Origin of the sequence: Staphylococcus sp. NWU MK-U1 (assembly GCF_033283505.1) — a bacterium.
In the GTDB taxonomy this organism is placed as follows: domain Bacteria; phylum Bacillota; class Bacilli; order Staphylococcales; family Staphylococcaceae; genus Staphylococcus; species Staphylococcus haemolyticus.
This window is the reverse complement of the sequence record NZ_JAVSMG010000001.1, coordinates 458,579-478,699: the sequence shown is the minus strand read 5'-3', so window position 1 is coordinate 478,699 and position 20,121 is coordinate 458,579. Positions and strand designations below refer to the sequence as shown.

The following is a 20,121-nucleotide window of genomic DNA, read 5'->3' as shown; positions in this document are numbered from 1 at the left end:
TGATTTTTGATCTTTACCGAGCTTCGATTTGAACAGGGATAAATCGAAGTATATATTTTTTCATTTAAGATATGCGTGTTTTCAAACTTATTAAGTCTATTCTGACACCTAACAAGCTATAACACTTAGATAAATTTTATATTTAAATTTTTAGGGTTGTTTTCTACTATAAATGAGATTAAGCAAATATAGGCATACATGAATTCAGGGATAGTCTTGTAATACTATATAACTTGCTCTAATAAGAAATCTTTACGAATAATCAAGGTCTATTTTAAGCGTTGTGCTTATGATTAAACTTTTAACGTGTATAAATGCTATTATTTAGCAGTGTAACTTGAACTAGAGATTTTACCACTAGAAACAATAACATCTTTATCTTGGAAAGGTTCGTTATTAAAGAAGCGGTTTAAAAATATCTTTTGTACCATCTTCAATACGTTTTTGAGATTCTAAAGTCATACCAGAATAATGAATGGTCATAGCGTTTCTTGGCATAGTTCTCCAAGGGTGATTTTCTGGGGCAGGTTGTGGGTACCATACATCACCAGCGTATCCCTGGATGTGACCACTGTTAACAGCTTGTACTAAAGCTTCAGTGTTAACAATTTTACCACGTGCTGTATTTACTAAATAGCTTCCTTCTTTCATTTTACTTAAAACGTCTTCATCAAATAAGTTATCTGTTGAAGGTGTAAGTGGTGCATGAATTGTAATGGCATCACTAGTTTTAATTAATGTGTCGAAGTCAACAAATTTAGAATTTTCATTGTCTTTTTGATTGATTGGATCATAATGTTGAATTGTAACGTTAAATGGTTTTAAGCGTTCGGCTACTAATTGACCGATACGACCAAAGCCGAAAATACCAATTGTTTTATTTTGTAATTCACGTGCTTGGTTACCTACTTTAGATAAGTCCCATTCGCCTTCGACAGATTGACGATGACCTTCCATGAAGTTACGTAACACAATTAATAGATCCATAACTGCATGTTCAGCAACACTTACTGTATTACTACCTGTTACTTCAACAACACCAACATCATGTTGACTTGCTGCTTCAAGATCTACGTGGTCAGAACCAACACCAGCAGTAATCGCTAATTTTAAGTTTGGTGCTTTTTCAATACGTTCTTTACTCATATAAGCAGGATAGAACGGTGCACTTATAATAATATCCATATCACTTAAGTGTTTGTCTAAATCTTCTTCACCATCTTTTAAAATAACTAATTCATGTTCAGTGTCTTTTAAGAATTCTCTTAAACCAATTGCTTTTTCAGTGTTAAGTAATTGATTATCTAAACCTTTATCTGTTTCTGGGAATAATGCTACTATTTTCATAAATATACACTCCTAAATTTAGAATTTTTCTAGTTTTTCTAGTAATTCTGTGTTGAGAGCACTTATAACGTTAAAAAAACTCGATACTTGATTTGCGTAACCACCTCCTTTAAGTGAATAAAAATTCAATAGAGAGGGTTAGCAAACAGCACCGAGTACCTTACACCAATCCCATAAAATAATGATGTGTAATGTTGCATCATCTTTTAATGTTCAATGTTATTAAATTATGTATCATATATAAAATTGAAGTATTAATCTTCAATTGATTGATCAAAAACAAAAATTGAAATTACTTCATCGTTTTCTAAGTCAAGGTCAGTAAATAATTTCACAAATTTAGCGCCAACAAGCTCTTCCATTTCTGTGGGAGGTTGACGTTTATATAAATCTTTTATTTCTTCTGTACGTCCTTGTTTAAGCATACTCTCGAAATTTTTGTTTTGCAAATAAAAATTCTCAACTTTGCTTAAACTACCGGTCATATGACATATAGCCCAATTATCCTTAAAGAAAACTTTAATATTTTCTGGACCTTTACCAATATATGATTTTCTATAAGCACGCACCAAATTCGCAAATTGTTGTGTCTTATTATTTGAGGCTATAATCGTCACCTTCTTTAACTATAGCAATAAAATTTACTGTCTATATTTATAGTATAACGGATAGTTTAATTTTTAAAGTATTTAACTCACAAGATTAATGATATTTTTTAAAAAATTGAGTATTTATTCATTCTTATGTGATTTGAAAATTGATTAGATTAAATTTAACGAGTTACATAAATCAAATTGATTATAAATTGGTAGAAAGCGATTGGAACAAAATTCTTCTGAATGCGTTGTCCCCAGTTTATTTAACTTGAAGAATTTCTTAGTGAAATACTGCTCCGCCCAAAAAGAAGACTAGAACTGAGAAAAGCTTGATTTAAAGCATATTCTCAGTTCTAGTCAGCGACTGTGCATTTGCAATGTAGCCTTTTAATATAAAGTTTTTCCAAATGCTTTGTGTATCATCTTATATTTTATTTCACAATAAAACGTTTTTCGTCTAATTGTTTTCTAAAAGCTTTTTGATCAGCTTTTGATTTTTTCTTGAAGTCCTTTAAGAATTGCTCATATTTAGGAAGAACCTCTTCTAAATCTCCGTATTCTTTGAGCTTTCCGCCTTCAATCCAAGCAATCTTAGTACAAAATTCACGGACTTGGCGAATATTATGACTTACGAAGAAAATCGTTTTATTCGCTTCTTTGAATTCATAAATTTTATCTAAACATTTTTGAGTGAACGTTTGGTCACCAACTGATAAAGCTTCATCGATAACTAGAATATCAGGATTAATTGTAACGTTAATCGAGAATCCTAATTTAGCACGCATACCACTTGAATAATTTTTAACAGGTTGATGGATAAATTCGCCGAGTTCACTAAATTCTATAACTTGAGGCATAAGTTGCTTGATTTCTTTTCTTTTGAATCCCATGCATAACATTTTAAATTCGATATTTTCTACACCAGTTAAACGACCATTCAGACCTGCATTGATTGCGATGACACTGACTTCACCATTACGTTCAATATTTCCAGAAGTAGGGGAAATAGAACCGCCAATCATATTACTTAATGTAGATTTACCTGAGCCGTTAATGCCGACTAAACCTATGACATCACCTTCGTGAGCTGTTATAGAGACATCATCTAAAGCGAAAAATGTATTATTTTTATTTTTAGGGATTAAGGCATCTTTAATGCGTTCTTTATTATTACGATAAATGCGATATTCTTTTGTCACATTATTTATATTTACAGATACGCTCATGATATTTCCTTCCTTATAAATACTTATATAGATTATAATACATCATACAATAGTTGTTAAATTTATTAACCTAGTGTAAAGTGTATAAGAGATTTTGAATAACTTTTTGTAAACAATAAGTAGATTTTACTTTTTTTGGAAAATTAAGTCCATAGTTATGGTTCTTATTTTCTAGTAATCTTCTCTACAATATAAAATAATACTATATGTACGTAATAATTATATTAAACTTTTCAGAAATTGTTATATATAATGTAGTTATCCTAATTTTAAATAAAAAATGTAAACACATTGTGGATATTTAATTGAAAGCGTGGTTAATTTCAATGTCGGCAGTAGGATCTGTTTTTAAAGAACATATCAAGAATTTTTACTTAGTACAAAGACTTGCACAATTCCAAATTAAAATAACGAATACGAATAACTATCTTGGTGTAGCTTGGGAGTTACTGAATCCAGCATTACAAATCATGGTTTACTGGTTTGTATTTGGTATGGGGATTAGAAGTAACCAACCTATTCATGGCATACCTTTTATTTATTGGCTACTTGTAGGGATTAGTATGTGGTTCTTCGTAAACCAAGGTATTCTTGAAGGTACTAAATCAGTATCTATGAAGTTTAATCAAGTGGCGAAGATGAATTTCCCACTTTCTATCATACCTACTTACACTGTAACCAGTCGTTTTTATGGTCATATAGGTTTATTGTTAATTATTATAGGAATTTGTATCGTTAATGGTATTTTCCCTTCAATTCATATTGTACAATTATTAATTTATGTACCAATGACATTTTTCTTTACAGCATCTGTTGCATTATTTACGTCGACACTCGGCATTATTGTGCGGGATACACAAATGATCATGCAGGCTTTGCTAAGAATTTTATTCTATATGTCTCCAATTCTATGGGTACCTAAAGATTCAGGTATTGGTGGAACAATTGGTGAAATTATTAAATTTAATCCAGTTTATTTCTTGGCTGAATCATATCGTGCAGCAATTTTATTCCACGAATGGTACTTTATAGAACATTGGAAATTATTAATTTATAACGTGATAGTTATTTTAATTTTCTTTGTGCTAGGTTCAATTTTACATCGAAGATATCGCGATCATTTCGCAGATTTCTTATAATTTAAAGTCCTTGATAAATGTTGATGCGTTTATCAAGGATTTTGTGTATACAGCATAATGACAATTTTTGATTTATAATTTTTATAATGAAAATATGAGGGGTAAATGTATGCGACTAATTATTAAAAAAGTATATATGTTGATGATTACATTATTGAATTTTATTTACAAAGGGAGACAAGTTGATAAAAAGCAAATTACGGTACTCATGACATTTCCTGAAGATGTCATTCCGATTATTAACGAATTAGACAATAAAGGTTACAAAATAACTGTAATTGCAAAATTTGAAGAACAATATAGGCTGAAACATCTTAACAACATTACTTTCATACCAGCAGGAAACAAATATATCGTCAAACATATAAAAGCATTAAGTAGTTCAAAAGTCATTTTAATCGATACGTATTATTTAATGCTAGGTGGTTATACTAAGAAGAAGGCACAAACGATTATTCAAACGTGGCATGCATCTGGCGCACTGAAAAATTTTGGGCTGACTGATTATCAAGTTGATTTGACTAATGTAACTATGGTTAGACAATATCAACGCGTGTATCAAGCGACTGATTATTATCTTATTGGTGGTAAAGAGATGGGAACATGTTTTAAAGAGTCATTTGAAGCTACTGAAGAACAATTATTGCCACTCGGTTTACCACGTATATCACAATATTTAAAATTCAATCTTAAGGCCGAGCAAGAACGTTTGAAAAAGCATTATAATATTCATAAAAAATTGGTGGTCTATGTTCCTACTTATCGTGAAGGTTCTGAAAACAATAGACAATTAGATGTTGCTCGCTTTGAAGAAGCGCTACCTGAGTACACATTGATTAATCAATTACATCCATCTATTTCAAAAAGTCAATCTATAGCCACTACACAAGAATTGATGATTATGGCGGATGTGATTATTAGTGACTATAGTTCACTACCTATTGAGGCGAGTTTATTAGACAAACCAACATTATTTTATGTGTACGACGAGCATAAATATGATAAAATTCGTGGCTTAAACCAATTTTATAAAGCAATTCCACAACAATATAAAGTAACAACAGAAGAAGAATTAATTTTAAAAATAAGAAATGATATTGCCTTGTTCAAACCTTTATTTAAAAATTGGCATAAGTATAATCGTGAAGATAGTGTTCGACGCGTTACAGAATTTATTGAAAAGATGGTGAAAAGATGAAAATAGCTATCATAATACCTGTATATAATGCAGAAAAGACAATACGTAGAGCAATCAAATCTATCGATACAACACATGAGGTTGAAATCATTTGTGTAAATGATGGTTCTACAGACCATTCGAGACATGAGCTCACTCAATTACAAAAAGAAGTTAAAAATATCATGATTTACAATCAAGATAATCAAGGTGCAGCTGCAAGTAGAAATTTTGGATTAGCTGCAATGTCTGATGATGTTGAAGCATTTATGTTTTTAGATGCAGATGATCAATTTTTACCGGGTAGACTAGATAAGATGATAGGTTACTATGAACGTAATCAAGAGGTTGATATCGTCATTGGTCAAATTGGTAGAGGTGTCCAAGGAGATTGGAAAATTGTACCTACACATGAGGAAATGAATCGTGAATCACTAGTATCTTTAGCTCAAGCGCCTGAAATTTTGCAATCTATTGGGCCTGGTGGAAAATTATTTAATTCTAAATTTAGTGCATTACGTTTTGATGAAGACGTTGTATTTTGTGAAGAGCATACCTTTGTCACACGAGCTTATTTAACCGCGCGTGATATCCAATTACTACCACTCATTATATATGGCTATAATGACCAAGAAGGTTCAATCACAGATAAACGAGCTGATACATTTATATCTTATATTGAAGATGCTCGACGAGTACGTCAGCGCGTCATGGAGATGCTACTTTTAACAAATGAGAAAGCATACTATAGTTATCGAATGGATGATTTAATTGTTAGTTATCTTATTCAAGCTTACTTATTAAAATGTAGTAAAGTTACACCCGAATTTATTGATAAGGTCACGCATTACATTAAAGATATGCAACATACGAATTACTCAGGCGATGCGCTGTTTAGAATCATTCAAGCAGTTGAGCAAGGTGCAACAAATTGGACACGTGATACTTACGAGAAGTGGCGTCAAACACTTATCGATGTTGGTATTGGAAGACCAGGATATTTTCGTTTTCAAGCACAAGTTATGCCCAAAAAATTTGCATTTAGCAGTAAACAGTTAGTTAAGCGTACTTTAAAGAGATAGTGTAGTATAACTTATAAAATTAATGGTATGTAAATTTTATTTATGCTAAATTAAGATTATGAAAAAATGTTAAAAACTATGTTAAGGAGATAGCGTTTATGAGAAGAGTTATTACTTATGGTACTTATGACTTATTACACTATGGTCATATTGAATTACTAAGAAGAGCGCGTGAAATGGGCGATTATTTAATTGTTGCTTTATCTTCAGATGAATTCAATCAAATTAAGAATAAAAAGTCATATTATGATTATGAACAACGTAAAATGATGTTAGAATCAATTCGTTATGTTGATTTAGTTATTCCTGAGAATGATTGGGGTCAAAAAGAAATCGACGTGGATCGCTTTGAAGTAGATGTCTTTGTAATGGGACATGACTGGGAAGGTGAATTCGACTTCTTAAAAGATAAATGTGAAGTCGTATACTTAAAACGTACTGAAGGTATTTCAACAACTAAGATTAAACAGGAATTATACGGCAAAGATGCTAAATAATTAAAATATAAGGTTTTAATCCTATTAAAAGAGCCAGCAAATGAATTTTTATGAGTTCATTTGCTGGCTTCTTTGTATAACTTAAGTTGCTTCGCGTTCCTGGGATGACATCTCTATAGCAGTTCTTTAAAGTAATTCTAAAAGTAAAAGATATTGTTACTATATAGTCAAAGAGTTATCTATCACTTTATTTACGTTTAAATAATAAATGAATAATTGAACGTACAATAAGTATAAATGCAATTGCTAATAATGCTAATGCGACAAAGGTAACCACTGGATGCTCTTTCCACGTCGTTTGAGCAATGGTATTTGCTTTGTGCAATAGAGGTTTCGTTACTTCAACTTTTGGAGGTCCATCATCTTTTGTAAGAAATTGGCGATTGTAGTCAAGATGAATTGAACCATCTTTAACGATAAATTTATAATCTTTTTTATTCATACCTTAAGGTACTACATCATATAAGTTATCTTTGATATAGTATTTTTTGCCATTGATTTTATGTGTGCCTTTTGAAAGTACCTTTTTATAACTGTATTGATCGAAAGAACGATTCATCATGGCATTTCCCATCATATTACGTTGCTTTTCTCCACCTAAATTCACGTAATCTCCTGCTCCCATAATAACTTGGTTAATGCGGAAGTTGTTACGTTTAGTTGTAATCGTGTGATTATAATCTGCAACATCACTTGAGCCAGTCTTTAAACCATCTGTACCTGGCAAACTCATTTTGGCTCCTTCTAATGAATGATTGAATGTATAATATGTGACACCGTGTTGTGTAGGAGCAAGTTGTTTAGTGAAATGTAATATCTTAAGAGTCTCTTTGATAACATGGTGATCTAGAATTGCAAAGTCTTTCGCAGTGGAAGTAGTATTGTCTTGGTTTTTATATTTTGATGGCGCAAATTCTTTTAATTGCTTGTTTTCAGCACCTGTTGGGTTTACGAAATGTGTGTTTGACATGCCTAATGCTTTAGCTTTCTTATTCATTAAATCAGTAAAATCATTCACATTTCCCGAAACCTCATCAGCTAAAATTAAAGCTGCAGCGTTACTTGAGTTAGAAACTGTAATTTGGAGTAGCTCGCTAATTGTATATGTTTCACCAGCATATAATTTCGTATTACTTAATTCTGGTAAAGTTGACATGCGATAATGCTTGTCCGTAATATGTACTTTGTCATTTAAAGAAAGCTCACCTTTATTCACGGCTTCAAGTGTAAGATACATTGTCATTAGCTTCGTCATTGAAGCGGGGTACCATTTTTGGTTAGATTGATAGTCGTACAAAATTTGCCCGGTTTGACTTACATTTATGCTACCTTCAGGTTGATAGGCATCTGTTACATTCGGGTAACCATATTGTCTAGCAATTTCAGTAGGTGTTGGTTCATATTCGGAAGCGTAGGAGTTAGGTGCTATAATAACAATGGTTAAAAGTAGAGCAAAGGTAATTATTAAGCTTCGTTTCATTCTTATCTTTCCTTTTTCAAAATTTCAACTAAAATATTTTATCATATAAATTTGATAATATGAATTTATTTGTTAAAGCTTTATACTTGGAAAATAAGATAATTAAATTTTTAAAATGAATATAAAAAGAGGGCTAATTTATGAAAGGACAAAATCCGTTATTTTTCTTATTTAAACGATTGTCGTGGCCATATGGACTGATTATTGCGGCAATCATTATTTCTTCGCTAGGGAGTATTAGTGGTCTGTTAATTCCGCTATTTACCGGACGATTAGTTGATAAATTCTCAACAAGTAGTATCAACTGGAATATCGTTCTTTTATTTGCAGGAATATTTATAGCTAATGCACTACTAAGTGGTATTGGTATTTATCTACTAAGTAAAATTGGTGAAAAAATGATTTACGATATTCGATCAATACTTTGGGAACATATCATTAAATTAAAAATGCCTTTTTTCGATAAGAATGAAAGTGGGCAGTTAATGAGTCGTTTGACAGACGATACTAAGGTTATAAATGAATTTATTTCACAGAAATTGCCACAATTACTTCCCGCAGTAATTACACTCATTGGATCCATAGTTATGTTGTTTATTATGGACTGGCAAATGACATTATTAACATTTTTTGCAATTCCGATATTTATGGCAATAATGATTCCATTAGGTCGCAAAATGCAAAAGATATCAATGAACACACAAACTGAAATTGCTAACTTTAGTGGTTTGCTAGGTCGTGTGTTAACTGAGATGCGTTTAGTAAAAGTATCGAATACAGAAAGACAAGAATTAAATAACGCGCATAGTAATTTACGTGAGATTTATAATTTAGGTCTGCGACAAGCAAAAATTACAGCTGTCATTCAACCTATTTCAAGTGTGATTATGTTATTAATGATTGCAGTTATATTAGGTTTCGGTGCGATAAGAATAGCTACAGGTGCGATAACAGCTGGTGCGTTAATTGCGATGATTTTTTATGTGATGCAGTTATCGATGCCATTAATGAATCTTTCAACCTTAGTTACAGATTATAAAAAGGCAGTTGGTGCAAGTAGTAGAATCTTTGAAATCATGCAAGAACCTATTGAACCAATGGAAGATTTACAACCTATAGAAGATATCTCAATTAACGATGGCGAATTGTCATTTGAAAATGTTGATTTTAAATATGATATTAAAACGATTCTTAGCAACGTATCTTTCCGTATACCTCAAGGAGAGGTGAGCGCATTTGTTGGTCCGTCGGGTTCAGGAAAAAGTACAATTTTTAATTTGATTGAACGTATGTATGACATTGAATCTGGAGATATTAAATATGGAACGCAAAGTATTTATGATGTTCCAATTACAAATTGGCGAAACAAGATTGGTTATGTAATGCAATCGAATTCTATGATGAGTGGTACGATACGTGACAATATTTTATATGGTATAAACCGTGAAGTGTCGGATGAAGAATTGGTTAAGTATGCTAAGTTAGCGAATTGTCACGACTTTATTATGCAGTTTGATGATGGCTATGACACGTTAGTAGGTGAACGTGGTCTGAAGTTATCTGGCGGTCAAAGACAACGTATCGATATTGCACGCAGTTTTGTGAAAAATCCTGATATTTTATTATTAGATGAAGCTACCGCAAATTTAGATAGTGAGAGCGAACAAAAAATTCAAGAGGCATTAGAAATTCTTATGGAAGGAAGAACAACTATTGTTATTGCACATCGTCTCTCAACTATAAAAAAAGCAGGCAAAATCATATTCCTAGATCAAGGTAAGGTAACAGGTGAAGGAACACATGCTGAATTAATGCAAAATCACGAAAAATACCATCAGTTTGTTACTACTCAAAATTTAACCGAGTAATGAATATTAGGTAGTTGGGACTTATGTTAGTTCCAACTACTTTTTTAATAAGAAAAATGAAGGATATGTTTTGTCTTATGTAGTTAACTGTGAAATAATCATCAATAATTAAATGACGTATGTGAGTATACAGTCTCACACTTTAAAACTTAAGATTGGAGCATAATTATGTTATATACAATAACTTCCACTTTACCTCCTACACATGGTGGAAGAACTAAATCATTGTTACATAGAGTAAAGTTTTTAGAAACTCAATTGGGAGAAACTTCTACAATTATAACGACGAACTATAACGCTAATTATAAAAATGTATATCGAATTTTTAGAAATAAAGAATTAATAACCGAGAATACAAAATTAGACAACATATACGATTGGCTTGCGAATTATAATTTATTAGAGGAACCAGTTGAACCCAGATTATTTAGAAAGTTACCAATTCAAACTAAAGTTAAAATACGTGGGTTAGAGGCCATTCAAGAAGACGATAACGTAAAATACTATAAATATAATGTTTATGTGTTATTTCGCAAATACTATGCGAATAGACAGGTTATGAAGTTTGAAGATACAATCAATCCTAATTCACAAAAGGTATCTAAACGTAAGGCATTCACGCTAAATGGCAGATTACATAAAATTGATTACTTTGATGATGTAACGGCAATCAAAACAATGGAAGAATATTATGATAAAAAGGGTAACGTGTACTTAAAGAAACATTTTACGAACGATGAAGAGAACAAATTGATTGATATTCAACATCTATCAATGCACGGTGAGCCGCGCACCTTTAATAATGAAAAAGCTTTATTTACTTATTACTATAATCATGTTTTACCTAATGGAAGTGTTGTATTTAATGATGCACGCTTACTCGACAGACCATTGATTGATTGTGAAAATGACATTAAGCGCATATTAATGTTTCATAGCAATCATTTACAAGGGAATAGAGTTCGTCATTCATATAAATTAGCACTAGATAAACAAGAAATAATCGATAAATATATAGTTTTAACAGAATACCAAAAACATGATATTCAATCACAATTTGGTATAGATGATAATAAAATAGATGTCATACCTCATTTTGTTAGTATAGCGCAATCGTATAGTCGAGATGATGTAGAAGATCAATTTTGCTATATTGGTAGATTGGCTCAAGAAAAACAAATTGATCATATTATCAAAGCGTTTGATATTTATTTGAAAAAAGGTTATTCATCTAAGTTGCTTGTATATGGAAAAGATAAAGAGGGTAATTTAAACAAATTGAAGCAATTGGTTAAAACACTTCAACTTGAAGATAAAGTAATATTCAAAGGACACACTAATCATCCTAAAGAAGTCTTTTCAAAAGTGATAGCTTCACTATTGACAAGTCGGTATGAAGGCTTTGGGTTATCAATTATGGAAAGTATTAATTATGGTTGCCCTGTTATCTCATATAACGTACGTTATGGACCGAGTGAGTTAATTACTAATCATGAAAATGGTATACTTGTGAAAAAAGATGACATCGAAGGGTTTGCGGTTGCAATGGAAATGGCTAGAAATATTCATTTCAAAGATGTAAAATTAAGTGAAAAATTTAGTGTAGAACAAGCGTCAAACAATTATCAATCACTCATCGATGACGTAACACATGCGGAGAATAAATAGAAAATTGGAGAGAAATATATTGAATAAATTATCGATTATTATTACGTATTTTAATAATGAAGATTATATTAGTGAGTGTATTCACAGTTTGAAAAGCCAGAGAAATCAAGATTTTGACATTATTGTTGTCGATGATGGATCAACTGATCGCTCAACAGAAATCTTACAAGAAGCATTAAAATCATATGATAAAGACGTTCACTTCATTCAATTGCAAGAGAATACTGGACACGCACATGCACGAAATGTAGCTTTGGAACAAGCACATGGTCAATACGTACTATTCCTAGATGCCGATGATCAATTGGCCTCATATGCTGTTGATTACTATCTTCAACATGTGAATGGTTTAGATACACTGATTGCACCAATTCATAAATTTAGAAGTCAACGACCACAGTATGTAGATAAAGATAAAGTGCGTTTGCAATATGCTTCTCATCAAAAAAGTCCAAATGCAATCTTGAGAAAAGAATCAGCATGTAATATTTTATTTAAAAATGCCATTATTAAAGCACATCAGATTCAATTTAATGAATCATTAGATATTTATGCTGATACGTCATTTGTGCTTGAGTATTTAAAATATGCGGAGCGTTTTGTTAGAATTACCAACTTCCCATTCTATTATCGTGGTGAGGTATATGATCCATTTTATGGTAATACATTAAGTGATCAAGATTTTACAAATAAATTTGAAGATCATGTTAATAGTTTCTTTGATGCTATGCAAAGAACGAATGATAAGCGAATTAAAAATTTCCTAATTCAACGAATGAAAAATGAAATTAAAAGTGGATTCGATCCTGCACTTAGAGATATAAAATCTCGATATGTGTCACTTGAAGATGCGCTTATTAAAATTGTTAAAGCTTTAAAATGGAACATCCTAAAAGATGGGAAAGTATTATACAATTTAGAAATATTATTCTTATCAATGGATGATGTTGAAAATGCCAAATATGTTAATGACTTACGAAATAAAACGCGTTTAGTTAAAAATATTGTGTTAAATAGCAAGATGAAAGAACGCTCAAAATATCAACTGATTGATAATGAAGACTTAGTTGACCCGAACACAATTGTATTTGAAGCGTTTGGTGGTAAAAATTATAGCGATAGTCCTAAATATATTTATGAATACATGCAAAAACATTATCCTCATTTAAATTATATTTGGGTCTTTTCAAAACCAGAAAATAACAATATTCCAGGTAATGCTACTAAAGTGAAAAAAGGATCTCAAGCTTATTATGATGCCTATGCTAAAGCGAAATATTGGGTTACAAACGCTAGATTACCTTTATATTTAAATAAAAAAGAGAATCAAATGTATATCCAAACTTGGCACGGAACACCATTAAAACGTTTAGCTAATGATATGAAAGTGGTTAGAATGCCTGGCACGACAACTGCAAACTATAAGAAGAACTTCTATGCTGAAGCATCACGTTGGGATCGTTTAGTATCACCAAATAGATACTCTTCTGATATTTTTAAATCAGCATTTTGGATGGATGAAGACCGTATTTGGGAGATTGGTTATCCGAGAAATGATGTATTAGTTAACCGTCAAAATGACACTGAATATATTGAACAAATTAAGCGTGACTTGAATTTACCTGCAGATAAGAAAGTTATCATGTATGCTCCAACTTGGAGAGACGATGAGTTTGTGAAAAAGGGACAATACTTATTTGATTTGAAAATTAATTTAGCCAATCTTCAAAAAGAAATAGGAGATGAGTATGTCATCTTATTAAGAATGCATTATCTAATTGCGAATGCTTTAGATTTACATGGATATGATGACTTTGCAATTGATGTATCAAATTATAATGACATTTCGGAATTATACTTAATTTCTGATGCATTAATTACTGATTATTCTTCTGTTATGTTTGACTTTGGTATCTTGAAGCGTCCACAATTTTTCTTTGCATACGATATAGAAAAATATGATAAAGGACTTCGTGGTTTCTACATGGATTACATGAACGACCTACCAGGTGAAATTATTACAGACGAGTTTAAATTAGCTGAAGAGTTAAAACAAATTGATCAACATAAAGTGAAATATCAAGATAAGATAGAAGCATTTTATAATGATTTTTGTTCTATAGAAAATGGAAAAGCATCTCAATATATTGGTGATTATATTTATAAAGATATTGAGAAAAAATCATAATTAAAATGAAAGTAGAAAGCACTAGAGTAGTAAGTTTAACTCTAGTGCTTTCTATTGTACTATTAGAAAAATCTTTATTTTCTCGAACATTACCTCATGGTATAATTAAAAATATATTATTAACGGAACTTTTGGGGTTAATTAGTGAATAAAGTACGGTTCTGTTGTATAGACATGCTATGACATTAATGTCATAAAAAATTAATCAGGTAGGTGCCTTATGTTTTTATTGGTTAACATCATTGGATTACTTGCGTTTTTGGGAATTGCAGTTTTATTTTCAAGAGATCGCAAAAACATCCAATGGAAATCTATTTTAATTCTTGTTGTATTAAACTTGTTTTTAGCATGGTTCTTCGTCTATTTCCAAATTGGGAGAACGATTGTAGAAGGATTAGCTTCAGCAATCGCATGGGTAATTCAATCAGCACATACTGGAACAGGATTTGCATTCAGCAGTTTCACTAGCGGTAAACAGATGGATATGGCGATTAGCGCACTCTTCCCAATTCTACTTGTAGTACCATTATTTGACGTATTAATGTATTTCAATATTTTACCTAAAATTATAGGTGGTATTGGTTGGGTGCTAGCGAAAATTACGCGTCAGCCTAAATTTGAATCATTCTTTGGCATCGAAATGATGTTCTTAGGTAATACTGAAGCTTTAGCTGTATCAAACGAACAATTGAAACGTATGAATGAAATGCGTGTATTAACAGTGGCTATGATGTCAATGAGTTCAATCTCTGGAGCTATTGTTGGTGCATACGTTCAAATGATACCGGGTGATCTCGTATTAACAGCGATACCGCTAAATATTATTAATGCGATAATTGTATCTTCAATTTTGAATCCGGTAAGTGTTGAAGAACAAGAAGACATCATTTATAGCATCAAAAATAATGAAACGGTAGAACGTCAACCTTTCTTCTCATTTTTAGGTGATTCTGTACTTAATGCAGGTAAATTAGTATTAATCATTATTGCATTTGTAATTAGTTTTGTTGCTTTAGCAGACTTAATTGATCGCTTTATAAACTTAATTACAGGTCTAGTTGGTGGATGGATAGGCGTAAAAGGTAGTTTCGGTTTAAATCAAATTTTAGGTTTATTCATGTATCCATTTGCACTTTTACTTGGTTTGCCATGGGGAGAAGCATGGATTGTTGCTCAACAAATGGCTAAGAAGATTGTTACTAATGAATTTGTAGTTATGGGTGAAATTAGTAAAGTCGTTGATTCATATAGCCCTCACAGAAGAGCAGTTATTTCAACATTCCTAGTTTCATTTGCTAACTTCTCTACAATCGGAATGATTGTCGGAACATTAAAAGGGATTGTTGATCAAAAAACATCAGATTTTGTATCTAAATACGTACCAATGATGTTATTAGCAGGCATATTAGTATCATTACTTACTGCAGCATTTGTCGGATTATTCGCTTGGTAAGAAGATACATAACATGTTTAACAATTAAAAAGGATCGTGGAACATCATTCAATTTGAATTTTATTCCACGATTTTTTTGAATTATTTCAGTAGATTTTAGTTAACATGATAAAAACCAAGTATGTAGGGTGAGGAGACACTCTATATACTTGGTTTTTATGGGAAATGAATATTAATGTACTTGTAACGGTAAGGACTAGGTACTGTCACAGTACTTCGAGCAAAATTTGTTTTGTTACTATAAACAACACAAAGGAGATAACTTCTCTTATTAAGAAGTTATACACATTATAGCAAATGTAATTGACAAAGTAAACAAAAAATTCAGAAAATTTATATTTGTTTTTAAATTAGTTCACTTAAACATGGTGAAATAGAAATATACCTTGAAAATAATATAGATATAGACTATTTCTAAAATGCATATTGTAGCTTCACTAGTGATTGTGATAACCTTTTTAATGATATTACATTAAAAGGGGTTGGTGTATTTGAATAAAAATATTAAAGATTTACTTTTAGTTATACTAGGCTCTTTCATATTTTCAGCTGGAGTTAATGCATTCATTATCTCAGGTAATTTAGGAGAAGGTGGCGTAACAGGTATAGCCATTGTATTATATTATGCGTTTCACATTTCTCCAGCCATCACGAACTTTGTAGCAAATGCACTACTGATCATTGTAGGGTATAAATTTTTAAGTAAAAAAGTATGTTATTAACTATTGTGGCGACTGTACTTATCTCAGTGTTTTTAAGTTTAACTGAGTCTTGGCACGTCGAAACTGGAAATGTCATCATTAACGCTATATTTGGTGGCTCTTGTGTTGGGTTGGGCATTGGTATTATTGTTTTAGCTGGTGGTACAACTGCAGGGACAACGATACTAGCACAAATTGCTAATAAATATTTAGATGTAAGTACTGCATATGCGTTATTGTTTTTTGATTTGATTGTTGTACTCATATCATTAACTGTATTACCATTGCAGATGGCCTTAGTAACAGTTATCTCATTATATATAGGTACCAAAGTTATGGAATATGTTATAGAAGGTTTAAATACTAAAAAAGCAATGACAATTATTTCAAGTAAGCCTGACCAAGTAGCGAAAGCGATAGATGAACAAGTTGGACGAGGTCTCACAATATTAGATGGTCGAGGCTATTATAGTCGTGAAGAAAAAGACGTATTATATGTTGTTGTTGCAAAAACACAAGTGTCTCGAGCTAAGAAAATTATACGTAAGATTGATAATCAAGCCTTTTTAGTTGTGCATGATGTGAGAGACGTGTATGGTAATGGCTTTTTAGCAGATGAATAATGAGAATGAATAAGGTTAGGTGTTTCAATATATTGGTGAAGGTGATATGACGACATCAATTAATGAAATACCTAACCTTTGCTTTGTCGATTACAAATAGTCAGTTATTTACAAAGATGTTATAATACATCTATTGACTATGATAATTATTATCAATTGACAAAATCAATCGTACATAAAGTTATTTATTATGAAAGTAGGGAAAGCATGAATCGTTTAAAAGCGCAACAAGTGGAAATTGGATATGGGGATCATACGATTATTAACAATTTAGATGTAGAAATACCAGATGGCAAGGTTACGTCTATCATTGGGCCTAATGGTTGTGGGAAATCTACATTATTAAAAGCATTGTCACGCTTATTAACAATCAAAAATGGCGAAATTCAATTAGATGGTGAAAATATTCATACGCAATCAACTAAAGAAATTGCTAAAAAAATTGCTATATTACCACAAACACCAGAAGTAGCAGATGGTCTTACAGTTGGAGAATTAGTATCTTATGGTCGTTTTCCACATCAAAAAGGGTTCGGCCGTCTATCTGCTGAAGATAAAAAAGAGATTGATTGGGCTTTAAATGTTACTGGCACATCTGAATTTAGACATCGTTCTATTAATGATTTAAGTGGTGGTCAGCGTCAACGAGTTTGGATTGCGATGGCATTGGCTCAAAAAACAGACATTATTTTCCTAGATGAACCCACAACATATTTAGATATCTCACATCAATTAGAAATTTTAGAATTAGTTCAACAATTAAATAAAGAACAAGGTTGTACAATCATTATGGTCTTACACGACATTAACCAGGCGATTCGTTTTTCTGATCATCTTATCGCAATGAAGAAAGGTGAAATCATTGCTTGTGGCGCTACTGAAGACGTGTTGACTAAAGATATTCTAGAAAAAGTGTTTAATATTGATGTCGTACTTAGTACGGACCCTCGTACAGGTAAACCATTATTAGTGACATATGACTTATTCGAACGTAATTATTCATAATATATAGATAAACTAAGAAAAGGGAATTTTTATCATGATGGAGAAAGATAAAAAAGTAAACATAGGTTTTATTGGCTATATTATTTTAGTCTTTGTGTTGTTAATAGGCGCATTGCTTGTATCTATCTTGATAGGTGAAGCGAAAATTAGTTTTTCAACTATTATGGATGCTATTTTTCATTATAATCCTAAAAATCAACAACATAATATTATTAGTGAGATACGTATACCGCGTGATTTAGGTGCGGTATTAGTTGGAATGGCATTATCAGTTGCTGGTGCTGTTATTCAAGGCGTAACTAAAAACGGACTTGCAGATCCAAGTTTAATAGGTTTAAACTCTGGGGCTTCATTTGCATTGGCGTTAACATTTGCTTTTTATCCGGCAGCACCATTCTTAATGCTCATGTGTGCAGGGTTTTTAGGTGCGATGTTGGGTGGCTTTATTGTCTTAACAATAGGTCGATCTAGACGCGATGGCTTCAATCCTATGAGAATCATTTTAGCAGGTGCTGCTGTAAGTGCACTTTTAACGGCTTTGAGTCAAGGTATTGCTTTAACATTTAAGCTGAATCAAACACTTACTTTCTGGACTGCTGGTGGTGTTTCAGGTACGACTTGGAAACAACTTATGTGGAGCGGACCTGTTATTATCATTGCTATTGTTATCATCATAGCAATGAGTAAACAATTAACGATTTTAAATTTAGGAGAGACACTTGCTAAAGGCTTGGGACAAAATATCACGTTGATTCGTGGAGTAAGTTTGTTCTTAACAATGATATTAGCGGGGGTAGCCGTTTCAATGGTAGGACAAATTGCCTTTGTTGGCTTGATGGTACCTCACATTGTCAGATTCTTAGTAGGTACAGACTACGCAAAGGTATTACCATTAACAGCTTTAACAGGCGGTTTACTTATGATTTTAGCTGATACTGTAGCACGAATGTTAGGTGAAGCGCCAGTGGGAGCGATTATTTCATTTATCGGTGTGCCTTACTTCTTATACTTAGTTAAAAGAGGGGGGCGCACAATATGATTCATCCTAAACTAAGACGGAAACAAATCGTTACTTTAGTAATTTTTTCAATATTATTATTAGCCGCATGTACATGGAGTGTGTCTTCAGGAGAATTTAAAATTCCAGTTGATCATTTTTTAAAGACGCTCATAGGTCAAGGTGAATATTATGATCAATTAATCTTAATGGAATTTCGTTTTCCACGAATGTTAATTACTATTTTAGCAGGTGCTGCGTTAAGTTTAAGTGGCGCTATTATTCAAAGTGTCACTAAGAATCCAATTGCGGAGCCAGGTATTTTAGGTATTAATGCTGGTGGTGGATTCGCAATAGCATTATTTATTTCAATAGGACAAATTAACCCTGATAATTTTGTGTATGTGTTACCAGCGATTAGTGTCATTGGCGGTGTAGCTACTGCAATTGTTATCTTTTTATTTAGTGTGAACAAGCGAGATGGCATTACACCTTCAAGTATGGTGCTAATTGGTGTAGGCATGCAGACAGCCTTATATGGTGGTTCTATTACGCTTATGTCTAAATTTAATGAAGATCAGTCAGAATTTATAGCTACTTGGTTTGCTGGTAATATCTGGGGCGATGACTGGACATTTGTAATCGCAACTATTCCATGGCTTATCATTATTATTCCATTTCTTTTATATAAATCTAATGTGCTGAACTTAATTAATACACATGAGCATATTGCAAAAGGACTTGGTGTTAAGATTGAACGAGAACGTGTAGTTTTATTCTTTATTGCTGTTGTTTTATCATCAATTGCCGTGGCTGTTGCAGGTGCTATTGCATTTATTGGTTTAATGGGGCCACACATTGCAAAATCAATTATTGGACCGCGTCATCAACTATTTTTACCAATTTCAATTATTGTAGGTGCCTTCTTACTTGTTTTATCAGATACCATTGGTAAGGTTATTCTTGAACCGACAGGGGTACCTGCTGGTATTGTAGTTGCTATTATAGGCGCACCTTATTACATTTATTTAATGTATAAATCTAAAAGTATTTAAAAATTGGTGAAATAAATAG

At 32.0% G+C, this 20,121-nt stretch carries 13 protein-coding genes and 3 pseudogenes; 12 read left to right on the top strand and 4 right to left on the bottom strand.

What is annotated here, in order from left to right; translation table 11 throughout:
* Positions 1–320: 320 nt before the first annotated feature.
* From SBL16_RS02430 to tagH, 3 genes and pseudogenes are all read right to left on the bottom strand, one after another.
* Positions 321–1,347 (bottom strand): annotated as a pseudogene (locus tag SBL16_RS02430) (NAD-dependent formate dehydrogenase).
* Between the two features lie 254 nt (positions 1,348–1,601).
* Entirely contained in the window at positions 1,602–1,964 is a 363-nt protein-coding gene (locus tag SBL16_RS02425) for a DUF2294 domain-containing protein (RefSeq protein WP_233641300.1), read from the bottom strand.
* Between the two features lie 410 nt (positions 1,965–2,374).
* Positions 2,375–3,169, bottom strand: coding sequence for a teichoic acids export ABC transporter ATP-binding subunit TagH (tagH, locus tag SBL16_RS02420; RefSeq protein ID WP_053041177.1), 795 nt, complete (start codon positions 3,167–3,169; stop codon positions 2,375–2,377).
* Between the two features lie 326 nt (positions 3,170–3,495).
* Here tagH and SBL16_RS02415 point away from each other — a divergent pair, with 326 nt between their 5' ends.
* From SBL16_RS02415 to tagD, 4 genes are all read left to right on the top strand, one after another.
* Complete coding sequence (locus tag SBL16_RS02415) at positions 3,496–4,308, top strand: ABC transporter permease (RefSeq protein WP_037548273.1); 813 nt, start codon at positions 3,496–3,498, stop codon at positions 4,306–4,308.
* 109 nt (positions 4,309–4,417) lie between these two features.
* Positions 4,418–5,506, top strand: a complete 1,089-nt coding sequence (gene tarB / locus SBL16_RS02410) for a teichoic acid glycerol-phosphate primase TarB (RefSeq protein WP_107611944.1) — start codon at positions 4,418–4,420, stop codon at positions 5,504–5,506.
* Positions 5,503–6,567: a glycosyltransferase family 2 protein gene (locus tag SBL16_RS02405; RefSeq protein WP_107611945.1), complete on the top strand. Its 1,065-nt coding sequence runs from the start codon at positions 5,503–5,505 to the stop codon at positions 6,565–6,567. The genes tarB and SBL16_RS02405 overlap by 4 nt, the downstream gene beginning before the upstream one ends.
* A 98-nt stretch (positions 6,568–6,665) precedes the next feature.
* Positions 6,666–7,064 (top strand): glycerol-3-phosphate cytidylyltransferase, encoded by a 399-nt coding sequence (gene tagD / locus SBL16_RS02400; protein ID WP_011276515.1) that lies wholly within the window; start codon positions 6,666–6,668, stop codon positions 7,062–7,064.
* Between the two features lie 187 nt (positions 7,065–7,251).
* On the opposite strand, the pseudogene pbp4 reads toward tagD, so the two are convergent.
* Positions 7,252–8,544: pseudogene (gene pbp4 / locus SBL16_RS02395) on the bottom strand (penicillin-binding protein PBP4).
* A 140-nt stretch (positions 8,545–8,684) separates the two neighbouring features.
* Between pbp4 and SBL16_RS02390 the strand changes: the two are divergent.
* The 8 genes and pseudogenes from SBL16_RS02390 to SBL16_RS02355 all read left to right on the top strand — a co-directional run bounded on the left by SBL16_RS02390 (position 8,685) and on the right by SBL16_RS02355 (position 20,102).
* Positions 8,685–10,412, top strand: a complete 1,728-nt coding sequence (locus SBL16_RS02390; RefSeq protein ID WP_107613328.1) for an ABC transporter ATP-binding protein — start codon at positions 8,685–8,687, stop codon at positions 10,410–10,412.
* A gap of 168 nt (positions 10,413–10,580) precedes the next feature.
* Positions 10,581–12,080: a glycosyltransferase gene (locus tag SBL16_RS02385; protein ID WP_107611947.1), complete on the top strand. Its 1,500-nt coding sequence runs from the start codon at positions 10,581–10,583 to the stop codon at positions 12,078–12,080.
* Positions 12,081–12,099: 19 nt separating this feature from the next.
* A complete protein-coding gene (locus SBL16_RS02380; RefSeq protein ID WP_107611948.1) occupies positions 12,100–14,268 on the top strand; it encodes a bifunctional glycosyltransferase family 2 protein/CDP-glycerol:glycerophosphate glycerophosphotransferase in 2,169 nt (722 codons plus the stop codon).
* Between the two features lie 220 nt (positions 14,269–14,488).
* Entirely contained in the window at positions 14,489–15,721 is a 1,233-nt protein-coding gene (locus SBL16_RS02375; protein ID WP_011276509.1) for a NupC/NupG family nucleoside CNT transporter, read from the top strand.
* 491 nt (positions 15,722–16,212) lie between these two features.
* Positions 16,213–17,045: pseudogene (locus SBL16_RS02370) on the top strand (YitT family protein).
* Between the two features lie 207 nt (positions 17,046–17,252).
* Entirely contained in the window at positions 17,253–18,050 is a 798-nt protein-coding gene (locus SBL16_RS02365) for an ABC transporter ATP-binding protein (protein WP_053017195.1), read from the top strand.
* Positions 18,051–18,084: 34 nt separating this feature from the next.
* A complete protein-coding gene (locus SBL16_RS02360) occupies positions 18,085–19,089 on the top strand; it encodes a FecCD family ABC transporter permease (RefSeq protein ID WP_053041172.1) in 1,005 nt (334 codons plus the stop codon).
* On the top strand, positions 19,086–20,102 hold the full coding sequence (locus tag SBL16_RS02355) for an iron ABC transporter permease (RefSeq protein WP_317952592.1): 1,017 nt from the start codon (positions 19,086–19,088) through the stop codon (positions 20,100–20,102). The genes SBL16_RS02360 and SBL16_RS02355 overlap by 4 nt, the downstream gene beginning before the upstream one ends.
* Positions 20,103–20,121: the final 19 nt, after the last annotated feature.

Excerpts from the sequence above, each read along its gene's own strand:
- tagH (WP_053041177.1), bottom strand. The coding sequence starts at position 3,169 with ATGAGCGTATCTGTAAATATAAATAATGTGACAAAAGAATATCGCATT.
- SBL16_RS02415 (WP_037548273.1), top strand. The coding sequence starts at position 3,496 with ATGTCGGCAGTAGGATCTGTTTTTAAAGAACATATCAAGAATTTTTAC.
- tarB (WP_107611944.1), top strand. The coding sequence starts at position 4,418 with ATGCGACTAATTATTAAAAAAGTATATATGTTGATGATTACATTATTG.
- SBL16_RS02405 (WP_107611945.1), top strand. The coding sequence starts at position 5,503 with ATGAAAATAGCTATCATAATACCTGTATATAATGCAGAAAAGACAATA.
- tagD (WP_011276515.1), top strand. The coding sequence starts at position 6,666 with ATGAGAAGAGTTATTACTTATGGTACTTATGACTTATTACACTATGGT.
- SBL16_RS02390 (WP_107613328.1), top strand. The coding sequence starts at position 8,685 with ATGAAAGGACAAAATCCGTTATTTTTCTTATTTAAACGATTGTCGTGG.
- SBL16_RS02385 (WP_107611947.1), top strand. The coding sequence starts at position 10,581 with ATGTTATATACAATAACTTCCACTTTACCTCCTACACATGGTGGAAGA.
- SBL16_RS02375 (WP_011276509.1), top strand. The coding sequence starts at position 14,489 with ATGTTTTTATTGGTTAACATCATTGGATTACTTGCGTTTTTGGGAATT.
- SBL16_RS02365 (WP_053017195.1), top strand. The coding sequence starts at position 17,253 with ATGAATCGTTTAAAAGCGCAACAAGTGGAAATTGGATATGGGGATCAT.
- SBL16_RS02360 (WP_053041172.1), top strand. The coding sequence starts at position 18,085 with ATGATGGAGAAAGATAAAAAAGTAAACATAGGTTTTATTGGCTATATT.
- SBL16_RS02355 (WP_317952592.1), top strand. The coding sequence starts at position 19,086 with ATGATTCATCCTAAACTAAGACGGAAACAAATCGTTACTTTAGTAATT.